This is a genomic window from Mesorhizobium sp. L103C105A0, from assembly GCF_000502215.1.
In the GTDB taxonomy this organism is placed as follows: Bacteria; Pseudomonadota; Alphaproteobacteria; order Rhizobiales; family Rhizobiaceae; genus Mesorhizobium.
This window is the reverse complement of record NZ_AYXF01000002.1, coordinates 1,147,799-1,172,341: the sequence shown is the minus strand read 5'-3', so window position 1 is coordinate 1,172,341 and position 24,543 is coordinate 1,147,799. Positions and strand designations below refer to the sequence as shown.

The following is a 24,543-nucleotide window of genomic DNA, read 5'->3' as shown; positions in this document are numbered from 1 at the left end:
GCCGGACCCCGGTTTGACTTCTCGATCACCCGAAAGGCATAACGGGATCGTGGATAGTGTTGGCGGGTGATGAAGATCAGGCAGCAGAAAAGTCGCTATGATCTGGGATGGCGGCTGCGGCTTTACCTGGCCACGCGTGCGCGGGCGCGAAGCAAGGCAATTTTCATCGGCGTTACCGGAAGCTCCGGCAAGACGACGGCGGGAAGCCTGCTTGGACACATCCTGGCCGGTCATGGTTCGGTCCATACACAGGTTCTGGCCAACACGATGAAACTGTTGGTCTCGACGCTATCCAGGCGAATGGGAAAGGGCGGCAAAACCGACTACGTCGTCTTCGAGGCTGCTGCATTCGGCCCGGATACAATGAAGCCCATGGCCGAATTGCTTCGCCCCAACGTGGCTGTTGTCACAATGGTCCGGCTGGAGCATCGCGCCAGTTTCAAGACTGTCGAAAACGTCGCACGAGAAAAAAGCGCCCTGGTCGCGGCGCTGGAGCCGGGCGGCTTCGCGATGCTCAATGCCGATGACCCACTTGTGATGGGCATGGCCTCGGCGAGCGATTGCCGTTCCGTCACATTCGGCACATCGGAGCAGGCGGATTATCGCGTCAGCGATATCGAGGCCTCCTATCCCAAGCCGTTGCGGTTCTCGCTCCACTGGCGCGGCGGTGTGCTCGATATCGAGACGTCGTTCCCCGGCGAGCATTTCTGGCTGCCGACTTCAGCGGCGGTGGCAACCGCTCTTGAGCTGGGCGTGCCTGCGCAGATGGTCAAGCACAGGATCGCGACGTTCCAGCCTCTGGAAAATCGCGGCCAGGTGCTCGTCCCCGCGGGTGGCCCCCACTTCATCGTGGATGCCGCAAAGGCGCCCTGGCATTCGCTGAGCCTTGCCTTCGACATGGTAGCCGGATCGACATTCGGGCGAAAACGTATCGTTCTTGGCCAGCTATCGGATTTTTCCGGCTCGAATAACAGATATGCCCAAGCCTACAGCAGCGCGCGCGAGATTGCAGACCAGGTGATTTATGCCGGCGATCATGCCCATCGCTCCAAGGCGAACCAGGCAGATCGCGACAGCGGCCGCTTCATCGAATTGCGCACGGCCAGGGAAGTGTCGGACTACATCGCCCAAACCGCGCAGCCTGACGAGTTGATCCTGCTCAAGAGCTCGTCCAATCTGCACCTCGAGCGTGTCGCACTTGCCTGGACCCACGACGTCAAGTGCTGGGTTTCGGTATGCGGCAAAACCGAGGGATGCGAGCAGTGCGGCCTCTATGAAGTGCCGTTTGAGCAGCACCGTGAGTTTGTGGCGCAGAGAAAATCGAAGCGCCGCAAGCACAGACTGCTGCGGCTCCTCGGCCGCTAGAATCTTTGGCTGAAGCACGCCAGCGCCCGTTTGACTCTGGAACTTGGCACGACGCATATTAGGCTGGGCTAAAAGCTGGCGGGGTGTGAAACTGGAATTGCTGAAAATTCGCAAGGACTTGGGCTGGGCGCTGCGACGGCTGCAGGCGCGCTGGGTGCGGGCGCGTAACAAGGCGACGTTCATCGGCATTACCGGCAGCTCCGGCAAATCCACATCCACCAGCCTGCTTGCACACATACTGGCCGCCCAAGGCAAGGTGCATCTACAGGCCCAGGCCAATACAATGCCTGCGCTCATCCGAACGCTTTACAAGCGCCTGAGGAAGGCCGGCAAAGTCGATTACGTCGTTTTCGAAGCCGGCGCTTCCGACTTCGGCACGATCAGCGCCATGGCGCAGATGCTGAAGCCGAGTGTGGCGGTGGTTACGATGATCCGTCTGGAGCATTTCGGCAAGTTCAAGACTCTGGAAGCTGTGGCGGGAGAGAAGCGGGCGCTGGTCGGGGCACTCCAACCCGATGGACTTGCGGTTCTCAATTGCGATGACCCACTGGTGATCGGCATGGCGTCTGGCGCGAAATGCCGGATTGCGACCTTCGGCCAGTCCGGCGAGGCAGACTACCGCGTGAGTGACGTGCATGCCGCGTATCCGGAATTGCTGCGGTTCACCCTTCATTGGCGCGGTGGCAGCCTGAATATTCAAGCGCCTTTTCCCGGCGAGCAATTCTGGCTGCCGACTGCAGCGGCTGTTGCCGCCGCCTTGGAACTTGGCGTCCCGCCAGAGCAAGTCGTAGCGAGAACGGCATCGTTTGCACCACTGCCCAACCGCTCTACGGTGCAAGAGGTATCCGCGGGTCCGAAATTCCTGGTCGATACGGCCAAAGCGCCCTGGCATTCGCTCAACATTGCTCTGGAGATGATTGCAAAGGCCAAGGGTGCTCGCAAGCGCATTGTGCTGGGGCAGATATCCGACTACGCCGGCTCGTCGAGGAAATACGGCGCCGCCTACAACATCGCGCGCGAAATCGCCGATGAGGTCATTTATACCGGCGACAATGCGCATCGCTCGCGCGCCAGCCAGGCCGACCGCGACAGCGGCCGTTTCATTGAGCTTCGCACTGCCAAGGAAGTTTCGGATCATATCAAACGGACGGCAGTCCCAGGAGAACTGATTCTGCTGAAAAGTTCGTCCAACCTTCATCTGGAAAGGATCGCGCTCGCCTGGACACACGACGTCAAATGCTGGGTCCCGATATGCCGCAAGTCGGAAAGCTGCCAAATGTGCGGCCTCTACGAAGTGCCGTTCGAGGAACAGCGGGATTTCCTGGCGAAGCGCAAACTTGCTCGCAGAAGACACCGTTTCAGATGGCTGCTCGGCGGCTGACCAGAATTTGGCGGCTTCGTCTTGGGCAGGCTCGACGACGTCGTTGTCTCAATCCCCGGTCTTGATGTAGTTCTTGTAGATCCAGCCGCGCTTGCCGTTGTAGACGATCTGGCACCATTTCTTGCAACTCATCACCTGCACCGACGACTTGGCGGGCACGGTGCCCATGGCGGCGGCGTTTTTCTGCGGACCGCTGCGCATTGTCACCGCCCTGAGGATGCGTCCGGTGCCGGCGGCAGCAGCCACCTTCTGTGGCTTGGCCTTGGCCTGGGTATCGTCCGTTGCGGCGGAAGATTGCTCGTCTGGAAGTTGCGGTTTTGGCGTCGGTATGGCGGCGGTCTCGGCGTCGTCGTCATTGGCGGGAGCAGCGACCTTTGACAGCTGCGTCGTGGCGTCGCTCTGCGCCGCCGGTTCTTCGAATGCCGCGGCATCGGACGGTTTGGCGGCAGCCTGCTCGGCAGGCGCCTGGTCGGATGGCGTCGCGGCAGGGTCGCTGTTGGATTGCGCCGCAGTCCAGCGCGGATCGTTCGCCGACAGCGGCGGCATGGCAGCCCCAGCGGCAGCGACCGTCGATGAAACCGCATCGCCCTTGCGCGCGGCTTGTGGCGCCGCTACCGCGGCAGCCGTGGCCGCGACCGGGGCAATCTTGGTCGTCTTGACCGGAAAAGTCGGAACGTTCTGCTGTGTGCTGGCGATCGCTTGCCGGTCGCTGGCCGGCAACGCCAGCCAAAGCGCTATGCCCGCCACGCCAAGCAGCGCTGCGGTGCCGACCGCGGCGATCACCAGATGCGAATTCGTGCGCACCCCCTGCCAGAAGGAGGGCCGCATGTCATAACCGAATTGCATGGCGAAGCGCCGACGTTCCGGCGCGCCGAAACTGAAGGGCTCGTTCACTCTTGCCACCTCCAAAAGATGAGCCGGTGTTCTTTCGATCGGCGCCGGCAGCCCGGCATTCGATCGGCATCGGTCCCAACAACAAAGCGGGCAGGCCCGCAGAAGTCCCCGTTTAATCGCCCAGAACCGGCATCCTTTGCCCTTGATTGTGGCATCAGTGCGCCCTCAAGGGGAATTGTGCGCTCTTGTTAAGGATTCTGCAACGTCTCGTTGCGGCAACCAACAGCTCAATAGAATCGGCTCAGTACCAGCCCCGGCTGATATGAGATACTGTCCCTATATTCGGTCCCTCAGGGCAAACCAGTTCAGTGCCAGGAACAATAATGGTGTTCTAAAGCGCCGGCCACCGGGAAAAGCCGGGATGTTCAGGTCCTCGATCAGCTTCAGTCTGTCGCGGTTGCCGGCGACGGTCTGGGCATAGAGCTTGCCGAAGAAGTTCGACAGCATCACGCCGTGGCCGGAATAGCCTCCGGCCGAGATCACATTGGGCATCACCTCGCGCACGAACGGTTTCCTGGGCATGGTAATGCCGACATAGCCGCCCCAGCCATGGGTGATCTCGACATCGCTCAGCTCCGGATAAAGCTCGGCTATCTGCCGGCGGATATGGACATGGATGTCCTTCGGATCGTTGACGCCATAGACCTCGCGCCCGCCGAACAGCAGCCTTCCATCCCTGGATTTGCGGAAATAACGCACGACGAAACGCGAATCGTCGACCGCCTCGCCGCCCGGCAGCACTTTCGAATCGACGCCCAGCGGCACCGTCGCGCCGATGAAGGAACCGATGGGCATGATGTGCGCGGCACTCACCGGCTCGAGCGTGCCGCCATAGGCATTTACACCGATCAGGCATTTCTGGGCGGTGATGGTTCCTCTCGAAGTCGTCACCCTGACCTTGCCGCCGCTGGAGGTAACACCGGTCGATAGTGTCTGCTCGAACAGGTGCGCGCCGGCCGCTGCCGCCACCTTTGCCGTGCCGATCACCAGCTTCATCGGGTGGATGTGTCCGGTGCCGGTGTCGCGGGTGCCGCCGAAGTAGCGTGTGGAGCCCAGCCGTTCGGCCGTTTCCCTGGCATCCATGAAGGCGATGTGCGGATAATTGAAGCGGCCCGCCATGATCTCGGCATGCGCCTTGTAGTCGTCGAGATAACGCGGCTTGTGCGCCACGGACAACTGGCCGGGCATATAGTCGATGTCGATCTGGTTGACGGCGGCGAATTCGAGCAGGTGCGCTTTCGCCTCCTCGGCAAGGTCGAACAGCGCCTTGGCGCGGGAGAAGCCGTATTCGGCCTCCATCTCTTCGGCCCAGGCGCGCTGGCCCGTGCCGAGCTGGCCGCCATTGCGCCCTGAAGCGCCGTCGCCGAAGCGATGCGCCTCGATCAGAACGACGTGGGCTCCCGCCTTCGCCAAATGAGCGGCCGCCGACAGCCCGGTGAAGCCACCGCCGACGACGACGACGTCGCAGCTGCGGTCGCCGTCCAGGGCAGGGTACTCAGGGCGTGGTCCGGCTGTGTCTTCGTACCAGGAGCGACCGGGGGAGATAGGTGATTGGTAAGGCATGGGGACACCAGCCAATGGTGAATGGTGAATGGTGAATGGCTGCGAGACGCACGACGTCTGCGCTCATCCATCCAATATGAAACTACTCACCATTCACTATTCACCATTCACACGACGAAGTCGCCGCTCACACGTTGAGCAACAGATACTCCCGCTCCCACGGGCTGATCACTTCCATGAAGGTCTCGAACTCCGCCCGCTTGATCGCTGCATAGGTTGCGGCGAAGGACTTGCCCAGAAGAGCGCATAGTTCCTCGTCGCCTTCGAAAAGATCGACGGCTTCGAGCAGGCCGCGTGGCAGGTCGATCTCATCGGCGTTTGCGGTGGTCAGCACCGGAGGCTCGGCCTTGATCTTGTTGGTGATGCCGATCAGCCCGCAGGCAAGTGAGGCCGCCAGCGCCAGATAGGGGTTGGCGTCGGAAGACGGGATGCGGTTTTCGACACGCCGCGCCGCCGGATCCGAGCGCGGCACGCGGAACGCCGTGGTGCGGTTGTCATAGCCCCATTTGTTGTTGACCGGCGCCGAGGCCGACTGCGTCAGCCGGCGGTAGGAATTGACGTAAGGGGCAAACATCACCAGCGCGTTCGGCACATGCTTCTGCATGCCGCCGATGAAATGGAAGAAGTCGTCGGTTTCCGAGCCGTCCTTCCCCGAAAAGATATTCAGCCTGGTCTTCTTGTCGATGATCGACTGGTGGATGTGCATGGCAGAACCTGGCTGGCCCTGGATCGGCTTGGCCATGAAGGTGGCATAGATCTCATGCTTCAGCGCTGCCTCGCGAATGGTGCGTTTGAACATGAACACCTGGTCGGCGAGCTCGACCGGATCGCCGTGACGCAGATTGATCTCGAGCTGGCCGGCGCCTTCCTCGTGGATCAGCGTGTCGATCTCCAGGCCCTGGCTTTCGGAGAAATGGTAGATGTCGTCGATCAGTTCGTCGAACTCGTTGACGCCGGCGATCGAATAGCCGGCGCCGCCGCCGATTGCCCGTCCGGAACGCCCGACGGGTGGGGTCAGCGGATAATCCGGGTCGGGGTTCTTGCGCACCAGATAGAATTCGATCTCGGGCGCCACCACCGGCTTCAGCCCGCGCTTGTCATAGGCTGCTACCACGCGCTTCAGGACGTTGCGCGGCGTGAACTCGACCGAACGGCCATCCTGATGGACGAGGTCGCAGATGACGGCGGCCGTCGGGTCTTCTTCCCACGGCACGACGGTCAACGTCGACAGATCCGGCATCAGCTTTAGGTCGCCATCATCCTCCGGATAGTGGAAACCGTTGCCATCCTCGGGATAGCCGCCCGAAATCGTCGTCATGAACACTGCCGATGGCAGCGCCAGCGAGGTGTTGGAAGTGAATTTCTTCGAAGGCATCATCTTGCCGCGCGCGACGCCAGCCTGATCAGGCGTGATGCATTCTATGTCTTCGATGCCGCGCCATTCCAGCCAAGCGCTGACTTCCTTCCAGTTCTTCACGCCGCGTTGATTTTTCACGAAGGCAGGCGTTCGGACGCGTCCTCCGCGGGTCGACGGACGGACTTCCTTTTTCGCAGGCGGCATCATTCACCAGTTTGGGTTGCGGATTTGGGAGTATAGCCGTTGCCGGTGATGGAAGGGAAGGGGAGCCGGCCCGATAGGTGCGGCAACGAGGCTGAACGGCCTATGTCAGACGGCCTTGCCGGGCGGCGCATTTGCGCCCAGCCATCTGCGCAAGGCACCGGCATAGCGCCTGCGCCATCCGCTTTGCGGCGCGGTCAGGAACCAGGATTGGCTGAGGTTCCAGCTGTCTGCGCACAGATCCCTGAGCCTTGTGTTGATGATGCCTTTGCCGGATAGCGGATAGACCGAGAATTCGGAAAAGAAGATCGCGCCTTCGATTTCGTAGAAATCGCATCGCATGTGATCGAACGGCGCGGTCAGCCGCTCGGCGATGGCAAGCATGCGCGGGAAGGATGCCGGCAGGTCGATCCGGACCCACTGGGGGCCGCTGCCTGGCGGTGGCGGCGCGTAGGTTCCGTCACGGTCGAAATGACATTTCTGTTCGTTGCCGTGCTCATCCCGACGCGCGGCATAGACATAGGCCGTCGTCCCGTTAGACACGTGGAATTTGTACTCCAAAGCAACGGGCTGACCGTCCTCGAGGAGCATCTCTTCCACGAGGATGCGCCTGCTGGCGTGCTTGTAGCCCCATTCGCCGAGCTTCCTGCCGTAGCGGTGGCGCATCCAGCGTGCCGTACGCCGGCGCAGCCTAGCTCTGTCTACCTCACCGTTGCGGACCATCATGTTCCAGCGGCAGCCATGATTGGCCTTCACCATGACATTGCCGGTGAGCAGCTCCGCCGGAAGTTCTGCCGCGTCATATCCGGACCACAGAACCGCAGCGGTCTTGAGTTCTGGACAGGTGGACAGAGCGTAGGCTTTCGAGGCGAGCTTGTCGCAAGCCGTGGTGAAGAAGGGATTGTGGTCGAAAATCTTGCGCCACAGGAACTTGTCTGCATAGGAAGCGGGCCTTGCCGGATCGGGCAGCACGCCGCTATGATTGAAGGTGCGGGCGCAAATCATCGGATGGCGGACAAGGCACCATGCCTGTACCAGGGTAAGCAGCACGCGGTCGCTCATCCGCAGCCCTGGCATGATCAGCTTGCTGGCCTGGGAACACTCCCGCGTGCAACGAACACGTCCCGCGTCATATTTCGATGGATGCTCGTGCGGCCGGTAACCGCAAGCCGGGGATCAAGCGTTCTTTCTACGCTTTCCGCCCACAGCCTGCCAAGCGAGACCGGCTCCCACAAGACGATCTGCACACCTTGAGGCGCGGTATCGGCTATGCGAGAAACCACCGCTGCCTTGGGCGATACCATGCTGGCGACGTAAACGACCTGCGCCTCGCCATAGTCATAGTCGCGGCCGTCGCAAAGCTCGGCCCGCATCCGCACATAGCCGAGCTTGGCCGCAAGCCTGTTTGCCGTTTCGACCGCTTCAGGCACAATATCGAGACCGATGATTTCGGGGACGACAGTCTGGTCGTGTATGCGGAACATCGTAAACGGACGCCCTCCGCAGCCGACCATGACAGCGCGGCAGCAGCTGCCGAAATCGACGTGATCGAAGACTTCGTTCAGGCGATTATACGCATCCCTGGATGACAGCACGCCGATGCTTGTTTTTCCCGCTGCGATCTGCCCGAAGGATGCCGGACCGCTCAGATCCTGATCCAGCATGTGCCTGATCTCGGCGGTATCTTGCTCCTGCACCATCTTGCCGAATGCGGCGGTCAGCGCCGGTCGGTACGAAAGGATCTCCGGGTAGTTTTCAAGCAACGCCTCGCCGGTATCGTGTCCCATGGCGATGCCAAGATCTCGGATGGCATTTATGAGTTCAGTCGGAGTACGCCCTGGCAAGGAGCCCACAATTTGCTCCAGTTCACGCTTCCAGGCGCCCAATTCCGGCATTGCTTCCCACCATTCCCTTGCCGTAGCTAGCAGTGTGCGGCGACAACGTCTACATCATTGCCTTCACTTGAACGGGACAGTCGACCATGCCCCTGACCACTATCGGCTTCGACGCCGACGATACCCTATGGCAGAACGAACAGTTCTTCCGCCTGACCGAGAAGCATTTTGCAACCCTGCTCGCCGACCATGGCGAGGCCGAGCACATTTCGGCACGGCTGCTGGAGGCCGAGAAGCGCAACCTTGCCGTCTACGGCTTCGGCATCAAGGGCTTTACCTTGTCGATGATCGAAACGGCGATAGAAGTGACCGAGGGCCGTGTGCCGGCCTCGACGATCGCCGAAATCCTTGCCGCCGGCCGGGACATGCTCGGCCATCCTGTCGAGGCGCTGCCGCATGCGCGCGAGACAGTCGAAAAGCTCGCCGGCGCCTACCATCTGGTGCTGATCACCAAGGGCGATCTGTTCGACCAGGAGCGCAAGCTGGCGGCGTCCGGCCTTGGCGACCTGTTCGATGCCGTCGAGATCGTCAGCGACAAGAGCGCCGCCACCTATGCCAGGATCTTTGGCCGTCACGGCAGCCCGCAGACCAGCATGATGGTCGGCAATTCGCTCAAGTCGGACGTGGTGCCGGCCATCGAGGCCGGCAGCTGGGGTGTGTATGTGCCGCACGAGCTGACCTGGGTGCTCGAACACGTCGAGCCGCCGGTCGAGGCACCGCGTTTTCGTCAGCTTGTAGATCTTGGCGAACTGCCGGCTTTGATCGAGAGCATCGGCAAGGAAGGCTGACCGCCCGCACGCGTTCGGGCGGATTGCGATCAGCCGCGCCCGAGACTGATCAGCCGGTCGACCACCGGCTGCAGCCTTTCGGTGGTGATCGGCTTGGTTACCACCACATCGACCACGCTCGACAGACCCAGGCTGTCGGGCGTGCCGGTCTTGGTTGAAAGCAGGATCACCTTGGGGAGCGACCGCCCAGATGTCCGCCGCAAGGCGTCGATGGCCGCAATCAGCGCGCGGCAGTCCTCGTTGTCGGGGCCGCCATCGAGAACGACGGCGCCCGGAATGAGGGTTCGCAATGTCTTGGCCGCCATTTCGGGCGACTCGGAGATCGGCTTCAGTCCGGACTTCTCGACGATCTTCGACACCACCACCCGGTTGATCGGCGATTTTCCAACGACCAGCACGTGGGAGAAATCCGTTGATATCTCGGAGTTCGCATCCCTGCTTGACGAATTCAGATGTTTGGCGGTGTCGGTCTCGCGGTTCACAGGGCACATGGGCGGGGCGGGCACTCGGCGCTGCTTCAATGCAGGGTCGAAATCCGAGAGCCAATTGGCGTGAGATCGCCCGCCATGTCAAGCTGAAATGACGGACCTGCGAAATATAGCCGGAAATATTAAAACCCGGAGACAAGGTCTGTTTTCGAACTGTAGTTAAGTTTACGCTCAAAAGCGAAAGTCACCCGCGCTGAAAACCCGCGGGTGACGTTGAAATCGGCCAGTGAGCGGCGGGGCCCATAGGTTCCACAAGCACAAAGCTTCCGTTAGGGAAGATCAGCCGTGACTCTTCTGCGTGACGATCACCGGGATCAGCAGGTCGCCCCAATTGCCGTCGCCGCCATGATGCCGGGCCGAGCGCACCAGTTCCACCGAGACGCCGGCCTCCACTGCCTTCATCACCGATTGATTGAGCCGGTGCAGGTCGTTGGCCAGCATGCGGATGGTCGCCTGTTGGTCGACACTCATCGTGGTGGACTGCTCTTCTGCACGTTCCTTGACGCGGCTTATGGATGCCATTTTCTTCTCCCTTGCCCTTCGGGCGTTTCCTCTGTTGGTTATGTCGATCGGTTCATTCCGCTGCCGGCTTGAACTGGGCGTGCTCAGTCGATTCATGCATGGCGGCGGTCGAGGACTGGCCGCCGCTGATCGCCATTGAGACGGCGTCGAAATAGCCGGTGCCGACCTCGCGCTGGTGCTTGGTCGCGGTGTAGCCGTGGACTTCGGCCGCGAACTCGGCTTCCTGCAGCTCGGAATAGGCGGCCATCTGCCGCGCCTTGTAGCCGCGGGCCAGCTCGAACATGCCGAAGTTGAGCTGGTGGAACCCGGCCAACGTGATGAACTGGAACTTGTAGCCCATGGCGCCGAGCTCGCGCTGGAACTTGGCGATCGTCGCGTCGTCGAGGTTCTTCTTCCAGTTGAACGACGGCGAGCAATTATAGGCGAGCAGCTTGCCCGGATGATGCCTGCGCACGCCTTCGGCGAATTTCTTGGCCTGCGCCAGATCGGGCTTGGATGTTTCGCACCAGATCAGGTCGGCATGCGGCGCATAGGCAACGGCGCGCGCGATGCACGGTTCGATGCCGTTCCTGACCTGGTAGAAGCCTTCAGCCGTGCGGCCGGCATCGTAGTCGACGAAAGGCTGGTCGCGCTCGTCAATGTCGGAGGTCAGAAGCTTTGCCGCTTCCGCATCGGTGCGTGCCACGACTAGCGTCGGCGTGCCCATCACGTCGGCCGCCAGACGCGCCGCGTTGAGGTTGCGGATATGCGCGGCGGTCGGGATCAGCACTTTGCCGCCGAGATGGCCGCACTTCTTCTCAGAGGCCAGCTGGTCCTCATAGTGGACGCCGGCAGCGCCCGCCTCGATGAACGCCTTCATGATCTCGAAGGCGTTGAGCGGTCCGCCGAAGCCGGCCTCGGCATCGGCGACGATCGGCGCGAACCATGTGTCGACCGACAGGCCGTTGCCTTCCGAGGTCTCGATCTGATCGGCGCGCTGCAGCGTGCGGTTGATGCGCTTGACCAGTTCGGGAGCCGCATTGGCGGGATAGAGCGACTGGTCCGGATACATGGCCGACGCGGTGTTGGCGTCGGCGGCGACCTGCCAGCCCGAGAGATAGATTGCCTTCAGCCCGGCACGCACCTGCTGCATCGCCTGGTTGCCCGACATGGCGCCGAGTGCATTGACGAAGTCTTCCTCGTGGATGAGCTTCCACAGCCGGTTGGCGCCCATTTCGGCAAGACTCTGGCGTATCTGGACCGACCCGCGCAGCCGCTTCACATCGTCCGGCGAATAGGCTCGTTCGATGCTGTCGAAGCGGCCTTCGGGCGCGGATGGGACAAGATTGTAAAAATCAGTCATTGGTCACTCCAGATCAATCGATGCCAGTGTCTTGAAACGCCGCGCCCTGGGATAGTGTGCGTCGTCTGTGTGTGACATCATTTACATTGCGCCGCGACGAGAGCGAGGGAAACCGCTATTTCCGGTGGAAAATAAGAGAAAACCTGTGTTGTGTGTGACTGCTTGACGCTGTAAATCTGTCATGATTGTAAAAAGATGGTGCGCCGTTCATCGCTCGCAAGTCGTGTAAATTCCTGTCAAGGAAAGCCGATGGCCGACCAGAAGATATTCGCCGGGCCGCGCATCCGCCGCATCCGCATCGCCAAAGGCCTGACCCAGACGGCGATGGCCGAGGGGCTCGGCATCTCGCCGTCCTATCTCAACCTGATCGAGCGCAACCAGCGGCCGCTGACGGTGCAGCTGATCCTGAAGCTGGCCTCTGTCTACAAGGTCGACCCGCATGAATTGCAGGGTGAGGCGAGAGGGTCGATCTCGGCCTTGAAGGAAGTGTTCGGCGACCCGCTGCTTGCCGGTGAGCTGCCGAGCGACCAGGAACTGATCGAACTGGCCGAGGCCGCCCCCAACGCATCGGCTGCGATGATAAAACTGTTTCGCGCTTACCGCGAGCAGGCCGAGCGGCTGTCCGATCTCAACGAGCTTCTGGCGCGCGAGGGCCGCGCCACGGCGCTGTCCGGTGCGCGGCTGCCGATCGACGAAGTGCACGAGATTTTCGAGCGCCGGCCGAACCATTTTGCAGCACTCGAGGAGGAGGCCGAGGCCTTCACCTCGGTGCTCGACCCCGGCGACGATCTGTTCGGCGCGCTGAAGGCGTGGCTGAAGCGCGAGTATGGCATCGTCGTCAAGGTGCTGCCGGTCGCCACCATGCCGAACTGGCGCCGCCGTTATGACCGTCATTCGCAGCGTCTTTTTCTATCGGAGCGGCTGTCGCCGTTCGACCAGTTGCGCGAAGTCGCCATGGAGGCCTGCCTGATCCGCATGACGGTCGCTGTCGCCGGCGAAATTCAGACGCTGAAGCTCGGTACGGACGAAGCCCGTCGGCTCGCCCGCTTCGAGTTCGGCCGCTACGCCGCCAATGCCTTGATGATGCCCTATCAGGCATTTCATGCCGCCGCCGTGCGGGCTCGTTACGACATCGATGTGCTGCGCTCGCGTTTCGGCGTCTCCTTCGAACAGGCGGCGAACCGCCTGACCATGCTGCAGCGCCCTGGCTTGTCCGGAGTGCCGTTCTTCATGCTCGAGGTCGACAATGCCGGCAACCGCTTCCGCAAGGCCGGCGGCCAGGGCTTTCCGCAAAGCCGCTTTGGCGGCGGCTGCCCGAAACTGCCGGTCCATGCCGCTTTCGCTTCGCCTGGCCAGATACTGGTCGAGGCGGTGGAAATGCCCGACGGCGCCGAGTTCCTCTGCATCGCACGCACGCTCGAGGGGCCGCAGGGTTCGTTCTCCGAGCGCCCGCGCCGCACCGCGCTGCTGTTGGGCTGCGATATCGGCTTTCGCGACGAGATCGTCTATGGCGCCGGGCTGCCGGCAAAGGCCGGACAGGGCGCCGCCACGCCGGTCGGTCCCGCTTGCCGGCTGTGCGAACGCATCGGCTGCCTCGCCCGCGCCGAGCCGCCGGTGACCCGTCCGCTGGGCCTGGACGAGATGGCGACGGGCCTGAGCGCCTTCGATTTCCAGTGATGCTTCTCGGGCAGGAGGTCGCGGAAGACCGCAGCTGTTTGCGCTAAGCAATAGAGCGCGGCCCGAACCATCGCAGAACCAAATATTGATTAAGCATCGGCGCTGCGCTATCGAAGGTGAGCTGCAGGGCAGCCAAGGGGGGACGGCTTATGAACAGGAAAGCTTTGTGGCTTGGCGTGGCGCTTGCCCTTTTGGCGGGGCCTGTTCTGGCAGAAAAATCCTCGGAATTCTTCAAGGACTATCAACAGTATAGTGACGACGGCAAGGCATTCCTGGACAAAATCGATCCAAAGACCGGCGCGGTCGACCTTCCCGAAGGCATCCATCTCGATCTCAAGGACAAGTTCTATTTTCTGGGCAAGAAGGACGCGACGTCCGTCCTGACCGAGGCCTGGGGCAATCCGCCTGATACCGCGTCCGAAGCAATCGGCATGATCTTCCCGGCCAAGTACGAGCCCATCGCCGGCAACGGTTGGGGCATCGAATTGCGCTATGAAAAGATCGGCCATGTCGATGACGCCGACGCCGCATCCATCGACTACACCGAATTGCTGAGCAGCATGCAGGCGGACACATTGTCGGCCAACGATCAGCGGGTGAAGGACGGCTTTCCCCCGATCAAGCTGATCGGCTGGGCCTCGCCGCCGGTCTATGATTTCGTCCACAAGCGGCTGCACTGGGCCAAGGAACTGCAGTTCGGAGACGATACCGTCCACACGCTCAATTACGACGTCCGTTTCCTCGGCCGGGAAGGCGTCTTCGTGATGAGCTACATCGCTACGGTTGAACAATTGCCGGAGATCAAGCAGAGCCTGGACGAAGTGCTGGGCGTGGCGGACTTCAACACCGGCAAGAAATACACCGATTTTCTGCCAGGCACCGACACGGTCGCCGCGGTTGGCATTGGCGGCCTCATCGCCGGAAAACTCGCGGCAAAGGCCGGCCTGATTGCGGTCGCGCTCATCGCCCTGAAAAAGTTCGGCATTCTGCTGCTGGTACCGTTGGCCGGTCTTTGGCGCTTTATCCGCGGCAACAAGGGCACGTCCTAGAAACGGCGGTGTTTGCCCGTATGGCTGCCGGTTGGCGGTGCGCCAAAGGGAATGCCGGGCTGGATCACCTCCGGCGGTAGCCTATGCGCTAGAGAATGCGGCACGTTTCTGTCGTCCATTGTGCATCATGCCGCCCCGAGATAGCCGACAGTCGCGCCCCATGACCGATACCGCATCTTCTCCAATCGCCGCATCGCCGATCGTCTCGCCGCGCGAAGAGCGGGTCGGCTTGCTGCTGGTGTTCCTGTCGGCGCTGATGTGGAGCTTTGGCGGCACCATCGCCCGCTTCATCGACACCGCTGACAGTTGGACGGTGGTGTTCTGGCGCTCGCTGTGGGCGGCTGTGTTCCTGATTTGCTTCATGGCCTGGCGCGACGGCTGGCGCGGCATGTTGCGGCTGTTTCGCGACATGGGCCTGCCCGGCCTTGCCGTGGCCGTCTGTTTCGCCACGGCGTCGACGTGCTTCGTTGTCGCGCTCGCCTACACCACCGTTGCCAATATCCTGTTGATGCAGGCCGGTGTGCCGCTGCTGGCGGCATTGCTTGCCTGGGTGCTGTTTCGCGAACGCGTCGCCGTCGCGACCTGGGTGGCGATCGCCGCCGTCATCGCCGGCGTCGCCATCATGGTGTCGGAATCGCTCGACGGCGCCGTATCGCCCATCGGCGACGGGCTGTCGCTGCTGATCGCCGTCATGTTCTCGATTGCCACCGTCATCACCCGGCGCTTCGCCCATGTGCGCATGACGCCGGCGACGTGCCTCGGCACGATGCTGGCAGCGGCTTTCGCCGCATCGCAAGCCACGCAGTTTGCCACGTCGGCCCACGACATGGCTTTCCTGTTTGCCTTCGGCGTCATCAATCTCGGCCTGGGCCTTGCCTTCTTCGCCACCGGCGCGAGGCTGGTTCCGGCGGCGATCGCAGCACTCCTCGGCACGTTCGAGCCGATCCTCGGACCGATCTGGGTCTGGCTCGTTCATGGCGAGGTGCCCTCGGTGCGCACCATCATCGGCGGCGCGGTGGTGGTCGCCGCGCTGCTCGTCCATATCGCGCTTGAATTCAAGCGCCAGGCGAGACCTGCACGGCCGGGGACCACCGGCCTGCCATCCCCTAATTGACCCGCCTTTCCCTTGGTTGAGCCCGTCTTCCCTAATTACGCCCGCCTTTCCCCAATTAGCGAAGCCGCACGCCCTATTGACCGAGCTTCCCCGCGCGGGCCATTGACAACCTTGCTGCGGCACGGGCAGGCTGGGGGCAAGGCAACAACAAGACAGGCTTATCTTGCCAAGTGTCCCCGCCGGTCGGACCAAGACCGGACCACAGCGTCGTATCCCTGCCCGCGCCGCGGCGAAAGCCTCTGACGGCGTCAGCGCGCCCGCCATGCGGGCACACAGAGCCATCATCTGCCGCTCGTCGAACCGCCCGGATGGCGCCGGCAGTTCATGCTTGTGGCTGCCCGGAAAGCTCAATACTCTGAAGCAAATGCCCAATCGCGCTCGAACAGCGACGACTTGGCGAAGGAACACTCATCAAAGGAGAACAGCATGATCCGCAAAGCGCTCTGGCTTTCGGCAACCTCGGCATTTCTGACGCTTTTCGCCGTCGGCGGCCATGCCGAGGACCGCGTCGTCAACGTCTTCAACTGGTCGGATTACATCGACAGTTCGATCATTGACGACTTCACCAAGGAAACCGGCATCAAGGTCGTCTACGACACCTTCGATTCCAATGAAATCCTCGAAACCAAGCTGCTTGCCGGCGGCAGCGGCTATGACGTCGTCGTGCCCAGCGGCAACTTCCTGGCCCGCCAGATCCAGGCCGGCGTGTTCCAGAAGCTCGACAAGTCGAAGCTGCCCAACATTTCCAACATGTGGGACACGGTTTCGGAGCGCACCGCCAAATACGATCCGGGCAACGAATATTCGATCAACTACATGTGGGGCACGGTCGGCATCGGCTACAACATCAAGAAGGTGCAGGCTGCACTCGGCACCGACAAGATCGACAGCTGGGATGTTTTCTTCAATCCCGACAGCCTGGCCAAGCTGAAGGACTGCGGCGTCTATGTGCTGGACTCGCCGGCCGACATCATCCCGGCGGCGCTCAAATATCTCGGCCTCGATCCGAACAGCACCTCACCTGACGACATCGCCAAGGCCGAGGAGACGTTGCTGAAGGTGCGGCCGTATATCCGCAAATTCCATTCGTCCGAATACATCAACGCGCTCGCCAACGGCGACATCTGCCTGGCGGTCGGCTGGTCGGGTGACGTCTTCCAGGCGCGCAACCGCGCGGTCGAGGCCAAGCAAGGCGTCGAGATCGGCTATTCCGTGCCCAAGGAAGGCGCCCAGATGTGGTTCGACCAGATGGCGATTCCCGCCGATGCGCCGCATGCCGCCGAGGCACTCGAATTTCTCAACTACATGATGAAGCCGGAAGTGATCGCCAAGTCGTCCAACTATGTGCTGTACGCCAACGGCAACAAGGCTTCGCAGCAGTTCGTCGACAAGGCACTGTTGGATGACCCGGCTGTCTATCCGGACGCCGAGACCCTGAAGAAACTCTATACGGTCCAGCCCTACGATCCCAAGACCCAGCGCCTGATCACGCGCAGCTGGACCAAGATCGTCACCGGCCAGTAAGCAACGCGACTGGTCCCGGCAGTCATCTGCCGGGACCATTCTTCTCTGGGGCAAGAAGCAAAAAAACAGGACGGAGTGGGACATGAAATCGCTTGGCAGCATCCGCAGGGATTTTGCGCCTTGGACTGATCCGAATGCCAAGCCATACATTCAGTTCGAGAACGTCACCAAGAAGTTCGGTGACTTCACAGCCGTCAACAATCTATCGCTGACCATTTTCGAGCGCGAGTTCTTCGCCCTGCTCGGCGCGTCCGGTTGCGGAAAGTCGACTTTGCTCAGGATGCTTGCCGGCTTTGAGGAGCCGACCGCCGGCCGTATCCTTCTCGACGGCCAGGATTTGCGCGGCATCCCGCCCTATCGCCGCCCGGTCAACATGATGTTCCAGTCCTATGCGCTGTTCCCGCATATGACGGTGGAAAAGAACATTGCCTTCGGCCTCAAGCAGGAAGGCATGCCGGGACCGGATATCGAAAAGCGCGTCGCCGAGATGCTGAAGCTGGTCAAGCTCGAGCAGTTCGCCAAGCGCAAGCCGCACCAGCTCTCCGGCGGGCAGCGCCAGCGCGTCGCACTCGCCCGCTCGGTCGCCAAGCGGCCGAAAGTGCTGCTGCTCGACGAACCGCTCGGCGCGCTCGACAAGAAGCTGCGCGAGGAAACGCAGTTCGAGCTGATGGACCTGCAGCAAAATCTCGGGCTCACTTTCGTCGTCGTCACCCACGACCAGGAAGAGGCGATGACCATGGCCGACCGCATCGCCATCATCGACAAGGGCGAGGTGATGCAGGTGGCGACGCCGGCGGAAGTCTATGAAGCCCCCAGTTCGCGCTTCGTTGCCCACTTCGTCGGCAATGTGAACATGTTCGAGGGCAAGGTCGCCGAGCGTGCGGCAAACACCACGCGCATCACCGGCGCGACAGGGGCCCAGATCGTCGTCGAAAACAGCACCGATACAAAGGCCGGTTCCGACATCGTCTTCGCCATCAGGCCGGAGAAGATCAAGGTGTCGTCGACGAAACCGGCCGACGCCGTCAATGCGCTTGAGGGCGAGGTCTACGACGTTGCCTATCTCGGCGACATGACCGTCTACCACATCCGGCTGGATGACGGGCAGATCATCAGGGCAAGCGCGCTCAACGCGGCGCGAGTCACCGAGGACCCGCTGACCTGGAACGACCGCGCCTGGGTCTCCTTCCGGCCGGATGCCGGCGTCGTGCTGACACGGTAGGGGGCGGCCATGTCCAACATTGCACTCACCGACGCCGGTCCATCGGCCGCGGCCAAACCGTTCCTGATGCGGCTCGGTGCCGGCTTTGTCAGCCGGCTCGTCATCATCGTGCCTTATCTCTGGCTGCTGTTCTTCTTCTTCATCCCGTTCATCATCGTCTTCAAGATTTCGCTGTCGCAGTCGGCGATCGCCATGCCGCCCTACACGCCGGCGCTCGATTTCAGGGACGGCATGTCCGGGTTCTTTGTCCGCTTCCGCGAACTCAGCGTCGACAATTATGTCTGGCTAACGCAGGACGCGCTTTACTTCAAAGCCTACGTGACCAGTGTTATCATCGCTGCTGTCTCGACGATCCTGACCTTGCTCGTCGGCTTCCCGATCGCCTACGGCATGGCCCGCGCGCCGGCGACGATCCGTCCGACCTTGCTGATGCTGGTTATCCTGCCGTTCTGGACGTCGTTCCTGATCCGCGTCTATGCCTGGATCGGCATCCTCAAGCCCGAGGGTCTGCTCAATCAGCTGCTGTTGTCGCTGCACATCATCAATCAGCCACTGATCATCCTCAACACTTACACGGCGATCTTCATCGGCATCGTCTATTCCTACCTGCCATTCATGGTGCTGCCGCTCTATTCGTCGCTGGAAAAGATGGATTACTCGCTGATCGAGGCGGCAAAGGATCTCGGCTGCCCGCCGACATCAGCCTTCTGGAAGATCACGTTCCCGCTGTCGCTGCCCGGGGTCATCGCCGGCTGCCTGCTGGTGTTCATTCCAGCGGTTGGCGAGTTCGTCATTCCCGATCTGCTCGGCGGCTCGCAGACGCTGATGATCGGCAAGACCTTGTGGAATGAATTCTTCGCCAACCGTGACTGGCCGGTGTCGTCGGCCGTCGCCGTCATCCTGCTGCTGCTCCTGATCGTGCCGATCATGCTCTTCCAGCAGGCCCAGGCACGCGCCCAGGAGCAGGACAAATGAACGCCACCTGGAGCCGCTTCAACGTCACCTCGGTCGTGCTGGGCTTTGCCTTTCTCTATCTGCCGATCGTGCTGCTCATCGTCTTCTCCTTCAACGAGTCGAAGCTGGTCACCGTCTGGGGCGGCTTCTCGACCAAATGGTATGCCTCGCTGTTCCACAATCAGGGGCTGATGGACGCCACCTGGGTGACCGCGCGTGTGGGTGTCATCTCCGCCACTGTGGCAACCGTGCTCGGCACGCTGGCAGCACTGACCTTGACCCGCTACACCCGCTTCCGCGGCCGCATCCTGTTTTCCGGCATGGTGTTTGCGCCGCTGGTCATGCCGGAAGTCATCACCGGCCTGTCGCTGTTGCTGCTGTTCGTTGCCGTCGGTCTCGACCGTGGCTTCCTGACCGTGACGCTTGCTCACATCACCTTGACCATGTGCTTCGTGGCTGTCGTCGTGCAGTCGCGCCTGGTGTCGTTCGATCGTTCGCTGGAAGAAGCTGCCTTGGACCTCGGCGCAACGCCGGTAAAGACCTTCTTTCAGATCACGCTGCCGGTCATCATGCCGGCCATCGTCTCCGGCTGGATGCTGGCCTTCACCCTGTCGCTTGACGACCTGGTCATCGCCTCCTTCACCTCCGGGCCTGGCGCCACCACGCTGCCGATGAAGATCTACAGCCAGGTGCGTCTCGGCGTGACGCCGGAAATCAACGCCGCCTGCACCATCCTGATCGCCGTCGTGGCGGTAGGCGTCATCATCGCTTCGGTCGCCAACAAGCGGCGTGAGGTGCAACGCCAGCTCGACGAACAGGCCGCGCAGCGCGGTTGATTGCGTCAAACGAGGGATAGGGCGGTCCCGGTAAGGGTCCGCCTATTCGCCTGAGACGCCGCGGCTGATCGGCGAGATGAACGGCGTGCTCCAGGTGCCGCCGACGAAGAATGACGACTGGTTGGATCCCTGCTGGCCATTGACCGGTGCCGCTGCCGGGTCGGCCTGGGTGACACCCCCCGAAAGCGCCAGCCCGCGTCCGCCGTAAGAGGCGATGCCGGACAGCCAGACCTTGTATTTCGCCGAATTGGCCTCGGCCTTGTCCAGCCTTGCCACACCCTTCGAGATGGTGGCCTTGAGCTCGGCGCCGTCCATCGGCAGTGTCCCGTCCGAGACGTCGTCGAGCGCGAAGAAGCCGCCCTGTTCCGTGTGCTTCAGAAATGCCGGCAAATTGAGCCCGCTCAGCGCGCCCGGCCCGAACGTCGCAGAGACCGAGCCGTCGGCGTTCTCGAAGATCGAGTCCCAGGATTTGCCCGGCCCTTTGAGAATGACCGAGACAGTGCCGGTGCTGGCCGGCACCAGCCGCGTCATTCCGGCCGCGGTGCCGAAAGCGGCGCCGTCAATGTCGGAGGCGAGCAGCCGGATCTCGACCTGCGAGCCCTCCGGTTTACGGTCGAAACGCAGGCTGCTTTGCACGTTGCCGCCAAAGGCCGACGCATCGGAGATATCGAAGACGGCAAGCCCGTTCTTCACCTGCGCCGTGGCGGCGACGTCGGCAAGCTGGATTGCGCCGGCCGAGGCATGCGCCGCTGACAGCCTCAGATCGAGATTGATCCGGTCGGCGAAGCTGGTGTCGATTTCGCCGGGACCGGTCTCGCCGGTCGGCGCCAGCGGCGTGAAGGCCGAAAACAGCGACCTGAGGTCGAGCGTGTCGAAGGCGAGTGTGCCTGATATCACCGGCAAGGCGTCGCCGAACGAAAAATCCAGCGCCCCCATTCCCGGGTTGTTGTCGAGCGTCACCGCGGTGTTTTCGAATTTGACGCGGCCGGCGGTCGCCGTGATCTTGCTCGAAATCGAGACCGAACCGATCGCCGTACCAGGAGCAATGCCGGCCTGCGACCATTCCAGCACGCGCCGCAGCGAGGGCGCGGCGAATTTCGCCTGGCCATCGAAATAGGCGTTTTGCGACATGCTGGCCGTGCCGTCGAACGAGAAGCTGGCCGGCGCTGCCTTGAACGAAAACGTGACCGGTGCGGCGCCGCCGGCAAACAGCACCAGCGGCTTGGGCGAGGCGGCATCGACGGTGACGCTCTCGCCGCGCCAGATTCCGGTCGCCGACAAGGTCGCGTTGCTGTTCATCGCTGCCCAGCTCGCCTGGCCGGACAGGCTGGTCAGCAATTCGACGTCCTTGCCGCCGACGGAGGCGACCATGCGGCCGTCCCTGAATTCCACGGTGCCGAACGGATCGGCGGGCAGCTTGCTCAGATCCGGCTTCGTCGGATCGGCGTTGACCACGCCGCGCGCCGTGTCGATGGAGCGGGTGATGCGTCCGCCCGTTGGTATGGCGGGCAGGAATATGCCGTTTGCGGCGCGCTGGACCCGGATCGTCGGCCGCACCAGCCGCGCCGTCGAAAACACCACATCGCCCTGCAGCGCCGCCATGGCCGAAAGGTCGACCTCGACCCGTTCGGCCTCGATCACCGGCGGCGCGTCGGTCTCGGTCCACTGCGACAGCGTGACGTCGCTCAGTATGGCGCGGAACTTCGGCCACACCTCGATGCGCGGCGAACCGGCGATGGTGACCCTGAAACCGCTCCACGCGCTCATTTCCCAGGCGATGCGATCGCGCACGATCCGGGTCGAGGCAAACAGCGGCAGAGCGGCGACGACCAGCGCGATGACGAGCACGGCAACGCCGATCGCCCATATTCCGCGCCGGATCAAAGGTGATGGCATATTGCCCCGGTTGCTTTCATTCCGATAACGCCTGACGGGTGTAACCGCCAGTCGTCACCACGCCTTCCAGCCGTCACTACGACTTAGGGCTGAGGCATTTCAAGTCTTTATGGCCCGGCGATGGCAATTGCGCACATATGGCCGAGTTTAGCGGAACAAAATCTTGCTCTGCCGCACGGTGGTAGGCATAAGCGATGCAGCTTCAGCCTGCTACGAGGCGCGGCGTTTTTGGGGCAGCGACGCCTGTAAAGCTGAGGCTAGTGCATGTCGCCCGGAAGAGTGCAGCGGTTCCGGGACAACGACGTGCATCAAAACAAAAGCATATCTATCTTGCGACGCGACGGGCTTCAAGGAGGATCGATCATGGCTGCCGAAGCACCGCTCTGGACCCCGACGCAAGACCAGATCGACGCAGCACCACTGACCGCCTTCATGAAGGCAGCAGCGGCCAAAAGCGGCACATCCTTCGCTTCCTACGCCGAACTGCACCGCTGGTCGGTCGAGGATCGCGAAGGCTTCTGGAGCCTGCTGTGGGACTTTTGCGGCATTGTCGGCGACAAAGGGACCGATGGGACGGTGCTCGTCGATGGCGACAAGATGCCCGGCGCATCGTTCTTTCCCGATGCGACACTGAACTTCGCCGAGAACCTGCTGAAGAAGACCGGTTCCGGTGACGCGATCGTCTTTCGCGGCGAGGACAAGATCGAGCGGCGGCTGTCGTGGAGCGAACTGCACCAACTGACCTCGCGCTTTCAGCAGCTTTTCCTGTCGCTCAAGGTGAAAAAGGGCGACCGCATCGCGGCGATGATGCCCAACATGCCGGAAACCGTCGCCGCCATGCTGGCGGCCGCCTCCATCGGCGCGGTCTGGTCGTCCTGTTCCCCCGATTTCGGCGAGCAGGGCGTGCTCGACCGTTTCGGCCAGATCGAGCCGGTCATATTCATTGCGCCGGACGGCTATTGGTACAATGGCAAGGCAATCGAGGTAGCCGACAAGATCGCTGCCGTTGCGGCGAAGCTCGAAACCGTCCGCAAGGTCCTGATCGTCGACTATCTCGGTACCTCGCGCGATATCGCAGCGATCATCGACAAGGCCGTGGCGCTCGAAGAGGCGCTGTCACCCTTTACCGCCAAAGCGGTCACGTTCGAGCGGCTGCCGTTCGCGCATCCGCTCTACATCCTGTTCTCGTCAGGTACCACCGGCATTCCCAAATGCATCGTCCATTCGGCCGGCGGCACGCTGGTCCAGCACGTCAAGGAACACCGGCTGCATGCCGGGCTCGTCGAAGGCGACCGCTTCTTCTACTTCACCACCTGCGGCTGGATGATGTGGAACTGGCTGGTGTCGGGCCTGGCCTCGGGCGCCACGCTGCTGCTCTATGACGGCTCACCCTTCCACCCCGACGGCAATGTGCTGTTCAGCTTCGCCGATGCCGAGAAGATGACCTTTTTCGGCACCTCGGCCAAATTCATCGATTCCGTACGCAAGGCCGGGCTCAAGCCTATCCGCAGCCATGATCTGTCGAGTGTGCGGGCGATTTCCTCGACCGGCTCACCGTTGTCGCCGGAGGATTTCCGCTTCGTCTTTGACGGCATCAAGAAGGACGTGCATCTGGCCTCGGTTTCCGGCGGCACCGACATCGTCTCCTGTTTCGTGCTCGGCGTACCGACGCAACCGGTCTGGACCGGCGAGATCCAGGGTCCCGGCCTCGGCCTTGCTGTCGATGTATGGGACGATGACGGCAAGCCGATCCGCGAGCAAAAGGGTGAGCTGGTCTGCACCAAGGCGTTTCCGTCGATGCCGATCGGCTTCTGGAACGATCCTGAGGGCAAGAAATACCATGCGGCCTATTTCGAGCGCTTCGACAATGTCTGGTGCCACGGCGACTTCGCCGAATGGACCGCGCATGGCGGCATGATCATCCACGGCCGTTCCGACGCGACGCTCAATCCGGGCGGTGTGCGCATCGGCACGGCGGAGATCTACAATCAGGTCGAACAGATGCCGGAAATCCTTGAGGCGCTGTGCATCGGCCAGGATTTCGACAATGACGTGCGCGTCGTGCTGTTCGTGCGGCTGGCCGCCGGCGTGACGCTGGACGAGGATCTGGAAAAGCGCATTCGTTCCAAGATCCGCAGCGGCGCCAGCCCGCGCCACGTGCCGGCAAGGATCGTCGCCGTCAGCGACATTCCGCGCACCAAATCGGGCAAGATCACCGAGCTTGCAGTGCGCGACGTGGTGCATGGCCGCGCCATCAAGAACAAGGAAGCGTTGGCCAATCCAGAGGCGCTGGAGCTGTTCAGGAACCTGCCGCAGCTGGCTGAGTGACGCGGCCGGGATGGTTAACCAGATATGTCGGTCGAATTTACCTAGATTTCATGAGTGGTACACATTCGTAAATTTTTTGGACGGCCGGTAAGGAGTTGTTAAGGCCCGGCGTCGATAGTCGCACGTAACTTGAGGGAGAAATCCCGT

Annotated in this window: 20 protein-coding genes; 11 read left to right on the top strand and 9 right to left on the bottom strand. The window is 62.0% G+C overall.

Annotated features, from left to right (window positions below; all coding sequences use genetic code 11):
* Positions 1 to 69 precede the first annotated feature (69 nt).
* Complete coding sequence (locus tag X727_RS154425; RefSeq protein WP_023834057.1) at positions 70 to 1,365, top strand: Mur ligase family protein; 1,296 nt, start codon at positions 70 to 72, stop codon at positions 1,363 to 1,365.
* Between the two features lie 85 nt (positions 1,366 to 1,450).
* Positions 1,451 to 2,746 carry a Mur ligase family protein gene (locus X727_RS154430; protein WP_023697307.1) on the top strand — a complete coding sequence of 432 codons (1,296 nt, stop codon included), beginning with the start codon at positions 1,451 to 1,453 and terminating at the stop codon, positions 2,744 to 2,746.
* Positions 2,747 to 2,794: 48 nt separating this feature from the next.
* Here X727_RS154430 and X727_RS154435 read toward each other — a convergent pair whose 3' ends face one another.
* From X727_RS154435 to X727_RS154450, 5 genes are all read right to left on the bottom strand, one after another.
* Positions 2,795 to 3,640, bottom strand: a complete 846-nt coding sequence (locus X727_RS154435) for an SH3 domain-containing protein (RefSeq protein WP_023834056.1) — start codon at positions 3,638 to 3,640, stop codon at positions 2,795 to 2,797.
* A gap of 276 nt (positions 3,641 to 3,916) precedes the next feature.
* The gene (locus X727_RS154440) at positions 3,917 to 5,203 is read right to left on the bottom strand and encodes an FAD-binding oxidoreductase (RefSeq protein WP_023711780.1); all 1,287 of its coding nucleotides are present in this window, start codon (positions 5,201 to 5,203) and stop codon (positions 3,917 to 3,919) included.
* Positions 5,204 to 5,330: 127 nt separating this feature from the next.
* Positions 5,331 to 6,767, bottom strand: coding sequence for a glutamine synthetase family protein (locus X727_RS154445; RefSeq protein ID WP_023834055.1), 1,437 nt, complete (start codon positions 6,765 to 6,767; stop codon positions 5,331 to 5,333).
* A 102-nt stretch (positions 6,768 to 6,869) separates the two neighbouring features.
* The gene (locus X727_RS1000000165535; RefSeq protein WP_050588078.1) at positions 6,870 to 7,838 is read right to left on the bottom strand and encodes an ATP-grasp fold amidoligase family protein; all 969 of its coding nucleotides are present in this window, start codon (positions 7,836 to 7,838) and stop codon (positions 6,870 to 6,872) included.
* Positions 7,839 to 7,840: 2 nt separating this feature from the next.
* Positions 7,841 to 8,656, bottom strand: coding sequence for a class I SAM-dependent methyltransferase (locus tag X727_RS154450; RefSeq protein ID WP_155923548.1), 816 nt, complete (start codon positions 8,654 to 8,656; stop codon positions 7,841 to 7,843).
* 86 nt (positions 8,657 to 8,742) lie between these two features.
* Here X727_RS154450 and X727_RS154455 point away from each other — a divergent pair, with 86 nt between their 5' ends.
* On the top strand, positions 8,743 to 9,444 hold the full coding sequence (locus tag X727_RS154455; RefSeq protein WP_031196692.1) for an HAD family hydrolase: 702 nt from the start codon (positions 8,743 to 8,745) through the stop codon (positions 9,442 to 9,444).
* A 29-nt stretch (positions 9,445 to 9,473) separates the two neighbouring features.
* On the opposite strand, the gene X727_RS154460 is transcribed toward X727_RS154455, so the two are convergent.
* The 3 genes from X727_RS154460 to aceA all read right to left on the bottom strand — a co-directional run bounded on the left by X727_RS154460 (position 9,474) and on the right by aceA (position 11,796).
* Positions 9,474 to 9,935, bottom strand: a complete 462-nt coding sequence (locus X727_RS154460) for a response regulator (protein ID WP_023751977.1) — start codon at positions 9,933 to 9,935, stop codon at positions 9,474 to 9,476.
* 276 nt (positions 9,936 to 10,211) lie between these two features.
* The gene (locus tag X727_RS154465; protein ID WP_023669318.1) at positions 10,212 to 10,454 is read right to left on the bottom strand and encodes a hypothetical protein; all 243 of its coding nucleotides are present in this window, start codon (positions 10,452 to 10,454) and stop codon (positions 10,212 to 10,214) included.
* 52 nt (positions 10,455 to 10,506) lie between these two features.
* A complete protein-coding gene (aceA, locus tag X727_RS154470; RefSeq protein WP_023806622.1) occupies positions 10,507 to 11,796 on the bottom strand; it encodes an isocitrate lyase in 1,290 nt (429 codons plus the stop codon).
* A gap of 249 nt (positions 11,797 to 12,045) precedes the next feature.
* On the opposite strand from aceA, the gene X727_RS154475 reads away from it, so the two are divergent.
* From X727_RS154475 to X727_RS154505, 7 genes are all read left to right on the top strand, one after another.
* Entirely contained in the window at positions 12,046 to 13,473 is a 1,428-nt protein-coding gene (locus X727_RS154475) for a helix-turn-helix domain-containing protein (RefSeq protein WP_023815096.1), read from the top strand.
* A 149-nt stretch (positions 13,474 to 13,622) separates the two neighbouring features.
* On the top strand, positions 13,623 to 14,522 hold the full coding sequence (locus X727_RS154480) for a DUF2167 domain-containing protein (RefSeq protein ID WP_031204129.1): 900 nt from the start codon (positions 13,623 to 13,625) through the stop codon (positions 14,520 to 14,522).
* Between the two features lie 160 nt (positions 14,523 to 14,682).
* Positions 14,683 to 15,636, top strand: coding sequence for a DMT family transporter (locus X727_RS154485; protein WP_023689324.1), 954 nt, complete (start codon positions 14,683 to 14,685; stop codon positions 15,634 to 15,636).
* 426 nt (positions 15,637 to 16,062) lie between these two features.
* Positions 16,063 to 17,160: a polyamine ABC transporter substrate-binding protein gene (locus X727_RS154490; protein WP_023669323.1), complete on the top strand. Its 1,098-nt coding sequence runs from the start codon at positions 16,063 to 16,065 to the stop codon at positions 17,158 to 17,160.
* Positions 17,161 to 17,242: 82 nt separating this feature from the next.
* Complete coding sequence (locus X727_RS154495) at positions 17,243 to 18,382, top strand: ABC transporter ATP-binding protein (protein ID WP_023729070.1); 1,140 nt, start codon at positions 17,243 to 17,245, stop codon at positions 18,380 to 18,382.
* Between the two features lie 9 nt (positions 18,383 to 18,391).
* Complete coding sequence (locus X727_RS154500) at positions 18,392 to 19,357, top strand: ABC transporter permease subunit (protein WP_027049422.1); 966 nt, start codon at positions 18,392 to 18,394, stop codon at positions 19,355 to 19,357.
* A complete protein-coding gene (locus tag X727_RS154505) occupies positions 19,354 to 20,172 on the top strand; it encodes an ABC transporter permease subunit (protein WP_023669326.1) in 819 nt (272 codons plus the stop codon). Before X727_RS154500 ends, X727_RS154505 begins: the two co-directional genes overlap by 4 nt.
* 42 nt (positions 20,173 to 20,214) lie before the next feature.
* Here X727_RS154505 and X727_RS154510 read toward each other — a convergent pair whose 3' ends face one another.
* Positions 20,215 to 22,068, bottom strand: a complete 1,854-nt coding sequence (locus X727_RS154510; RefSeq protein WP_023753890.1) for an AsmA family protein — start codon at positions 22,066 to 22,068, stop codon at positions 20,215 to 20,217.
* A gap of 363 nt (positions 22,069 to 22,431) precedes the next feature.
* On the opposite strand from X727_RS154510, the gene X727_RS154515 reads away from it, so the two are divergent.
* The gene (locus tag X727_RS154515) at positions 22,432 to 24,396 is read left to right on the top strand and encodes an acetoacetate--CoA ligase (protein ID WP_023834053.1); all 1,965 of its coding nucleotides are present in this window, start codon (positions 22,432 to 22,434) and stop codon (positions 24,394 to 24,396) included.
* Positions 24,397 to 24,543 lie beyond the last annotated feature (147 nt).

Excerpts from the sequence above, each read along its gene's own strand:
- X727_RS154445 (WP_023834055.1), bottom strand. The coding sequence starts at position 6,767 with ATGATGCCGCCTGCGAAAAAGGAAGTCCGTCCGTCGACCCGCGGAGGA.
- X727_RS154475 (WP_023815096.1), top strand. The coding sequence starts at position 12,046 with ATGGCCGACCAGAAGATATTCGCCGGGCCGCGCATCCGCCGCATCCGC.
- X727_RS154485 (WP_023689324.1), top strand. The coding sequence starts at position 14,683 with ATGACCGATACCGCATCTTCTCCAATCGCCGCATCGCCGATCGTCTCG.
- X727_RS154480 (WP_031204129.1), top strand. The coding sequence starts at position 13,623 with ATGAACAGGAAAGCTTTGTGGCTTGGCGTGGCGCTTGCCCTTTTGGCG.
- X727_RS154440 (WP_023711780.1), bottom strand. The coding sequence starts at position 5,203 with ATGCCTTACCAATCACCTATCTCCCCCGGTCGCTCCTGGTACGAAGAC.
- X727_RS154460 (WP_023751977.1), bottom strand. The coding sequence starts at position 9,935 with ATGTGCCCTGTGAACCGCGAGACCGACACCGCCAAACATCTGAATTCG.
- X727_RS154515 (WP_023834053.1), top strand. The coding sequence starts at position 22,432 with ATGGCTGCCGAAGCACCGCTCTGGACCCCGACGCAAGACCAGATCGAC.
- X727_RS154465 (WP_023669318.1), bottom strand. The coding sequence starts at position 10,454 with ATGGCATCCATAAGCCGCGTCAAGGAACGTGCAGAAGAGCAGTCCACC.
- aceA (WP_023806622.1), bottom strand. The coding sequence starts at position 11,796 with ATGACTGATTTTTACAATCTTGTCCCATCCGCGCCCGAAGGCCGCTTC.
- X727_RS154425 (WP_023834057.1), top strand. The coding sequence starts at position 70 with ATGAAGATCAGGCAGCAGAAAAGTCGCTATGATCTGGGATGGCGGCTG.
- X727_RS154450 (WP_155923548.1), bottom strand. The coding sequence starts at position 8,656 with ATGCCGGAATTGGGCGCCTGGAAGCGTGAACTGGAGCAAATTGTGGGC.
- X727_RS1000000165535 (WP_050588078.1), bottom strand. The coding sequence starts at position 7,838 with ATGCCAGGGCTGCGGATGAGCGACCGCGTGCTGCTTACCCTGGTACAG.
- X727_RS154500 (WP_027049422.1), top strand. The coding sequence starts at position 18,392 with ATGTCCAACATTGCACTCACCGACGCCGGTCCATCGGCCGCGGCCAAA.
- X727_RS154495 (WP_023729070.1), top strand. The coding sequence starts at position 17,243 with ATGAAATCGCTTGGCAGCATCCGCAGGGATTTTGCGCCTTGGACTGAT.
- X727_RS154455 (WP_031196692.1), top strand. The coding sequence starts at position 8,743 with ATGCCCCTGACCACTATCGGCTTCGACGCCGACGATACCCTATGGCAG.
- X727_RS154505 (WP_023669326.1), top strand. The coding sequence starts at position 19,354 with ATGAACGCCACCTGGAGCCGCTTCAACGTCACCTCGGTCGTGCTGGGC.
- X727_RS154510 (WP_023753890.1), bottom strand. The coding sequence starts at position 22,068 with ATGCCATCACCTTTGATCCGGCGCGGAATATGGGCGATCGGCGTTGCC.
- X727_RS154490 (WP_023669323.1), top strand. The coding sequence starts at position 16,063 with ATGATCCGCAAAGCGCTCTGGCTTTCGGCAACCTCGGCATTTCTGACG.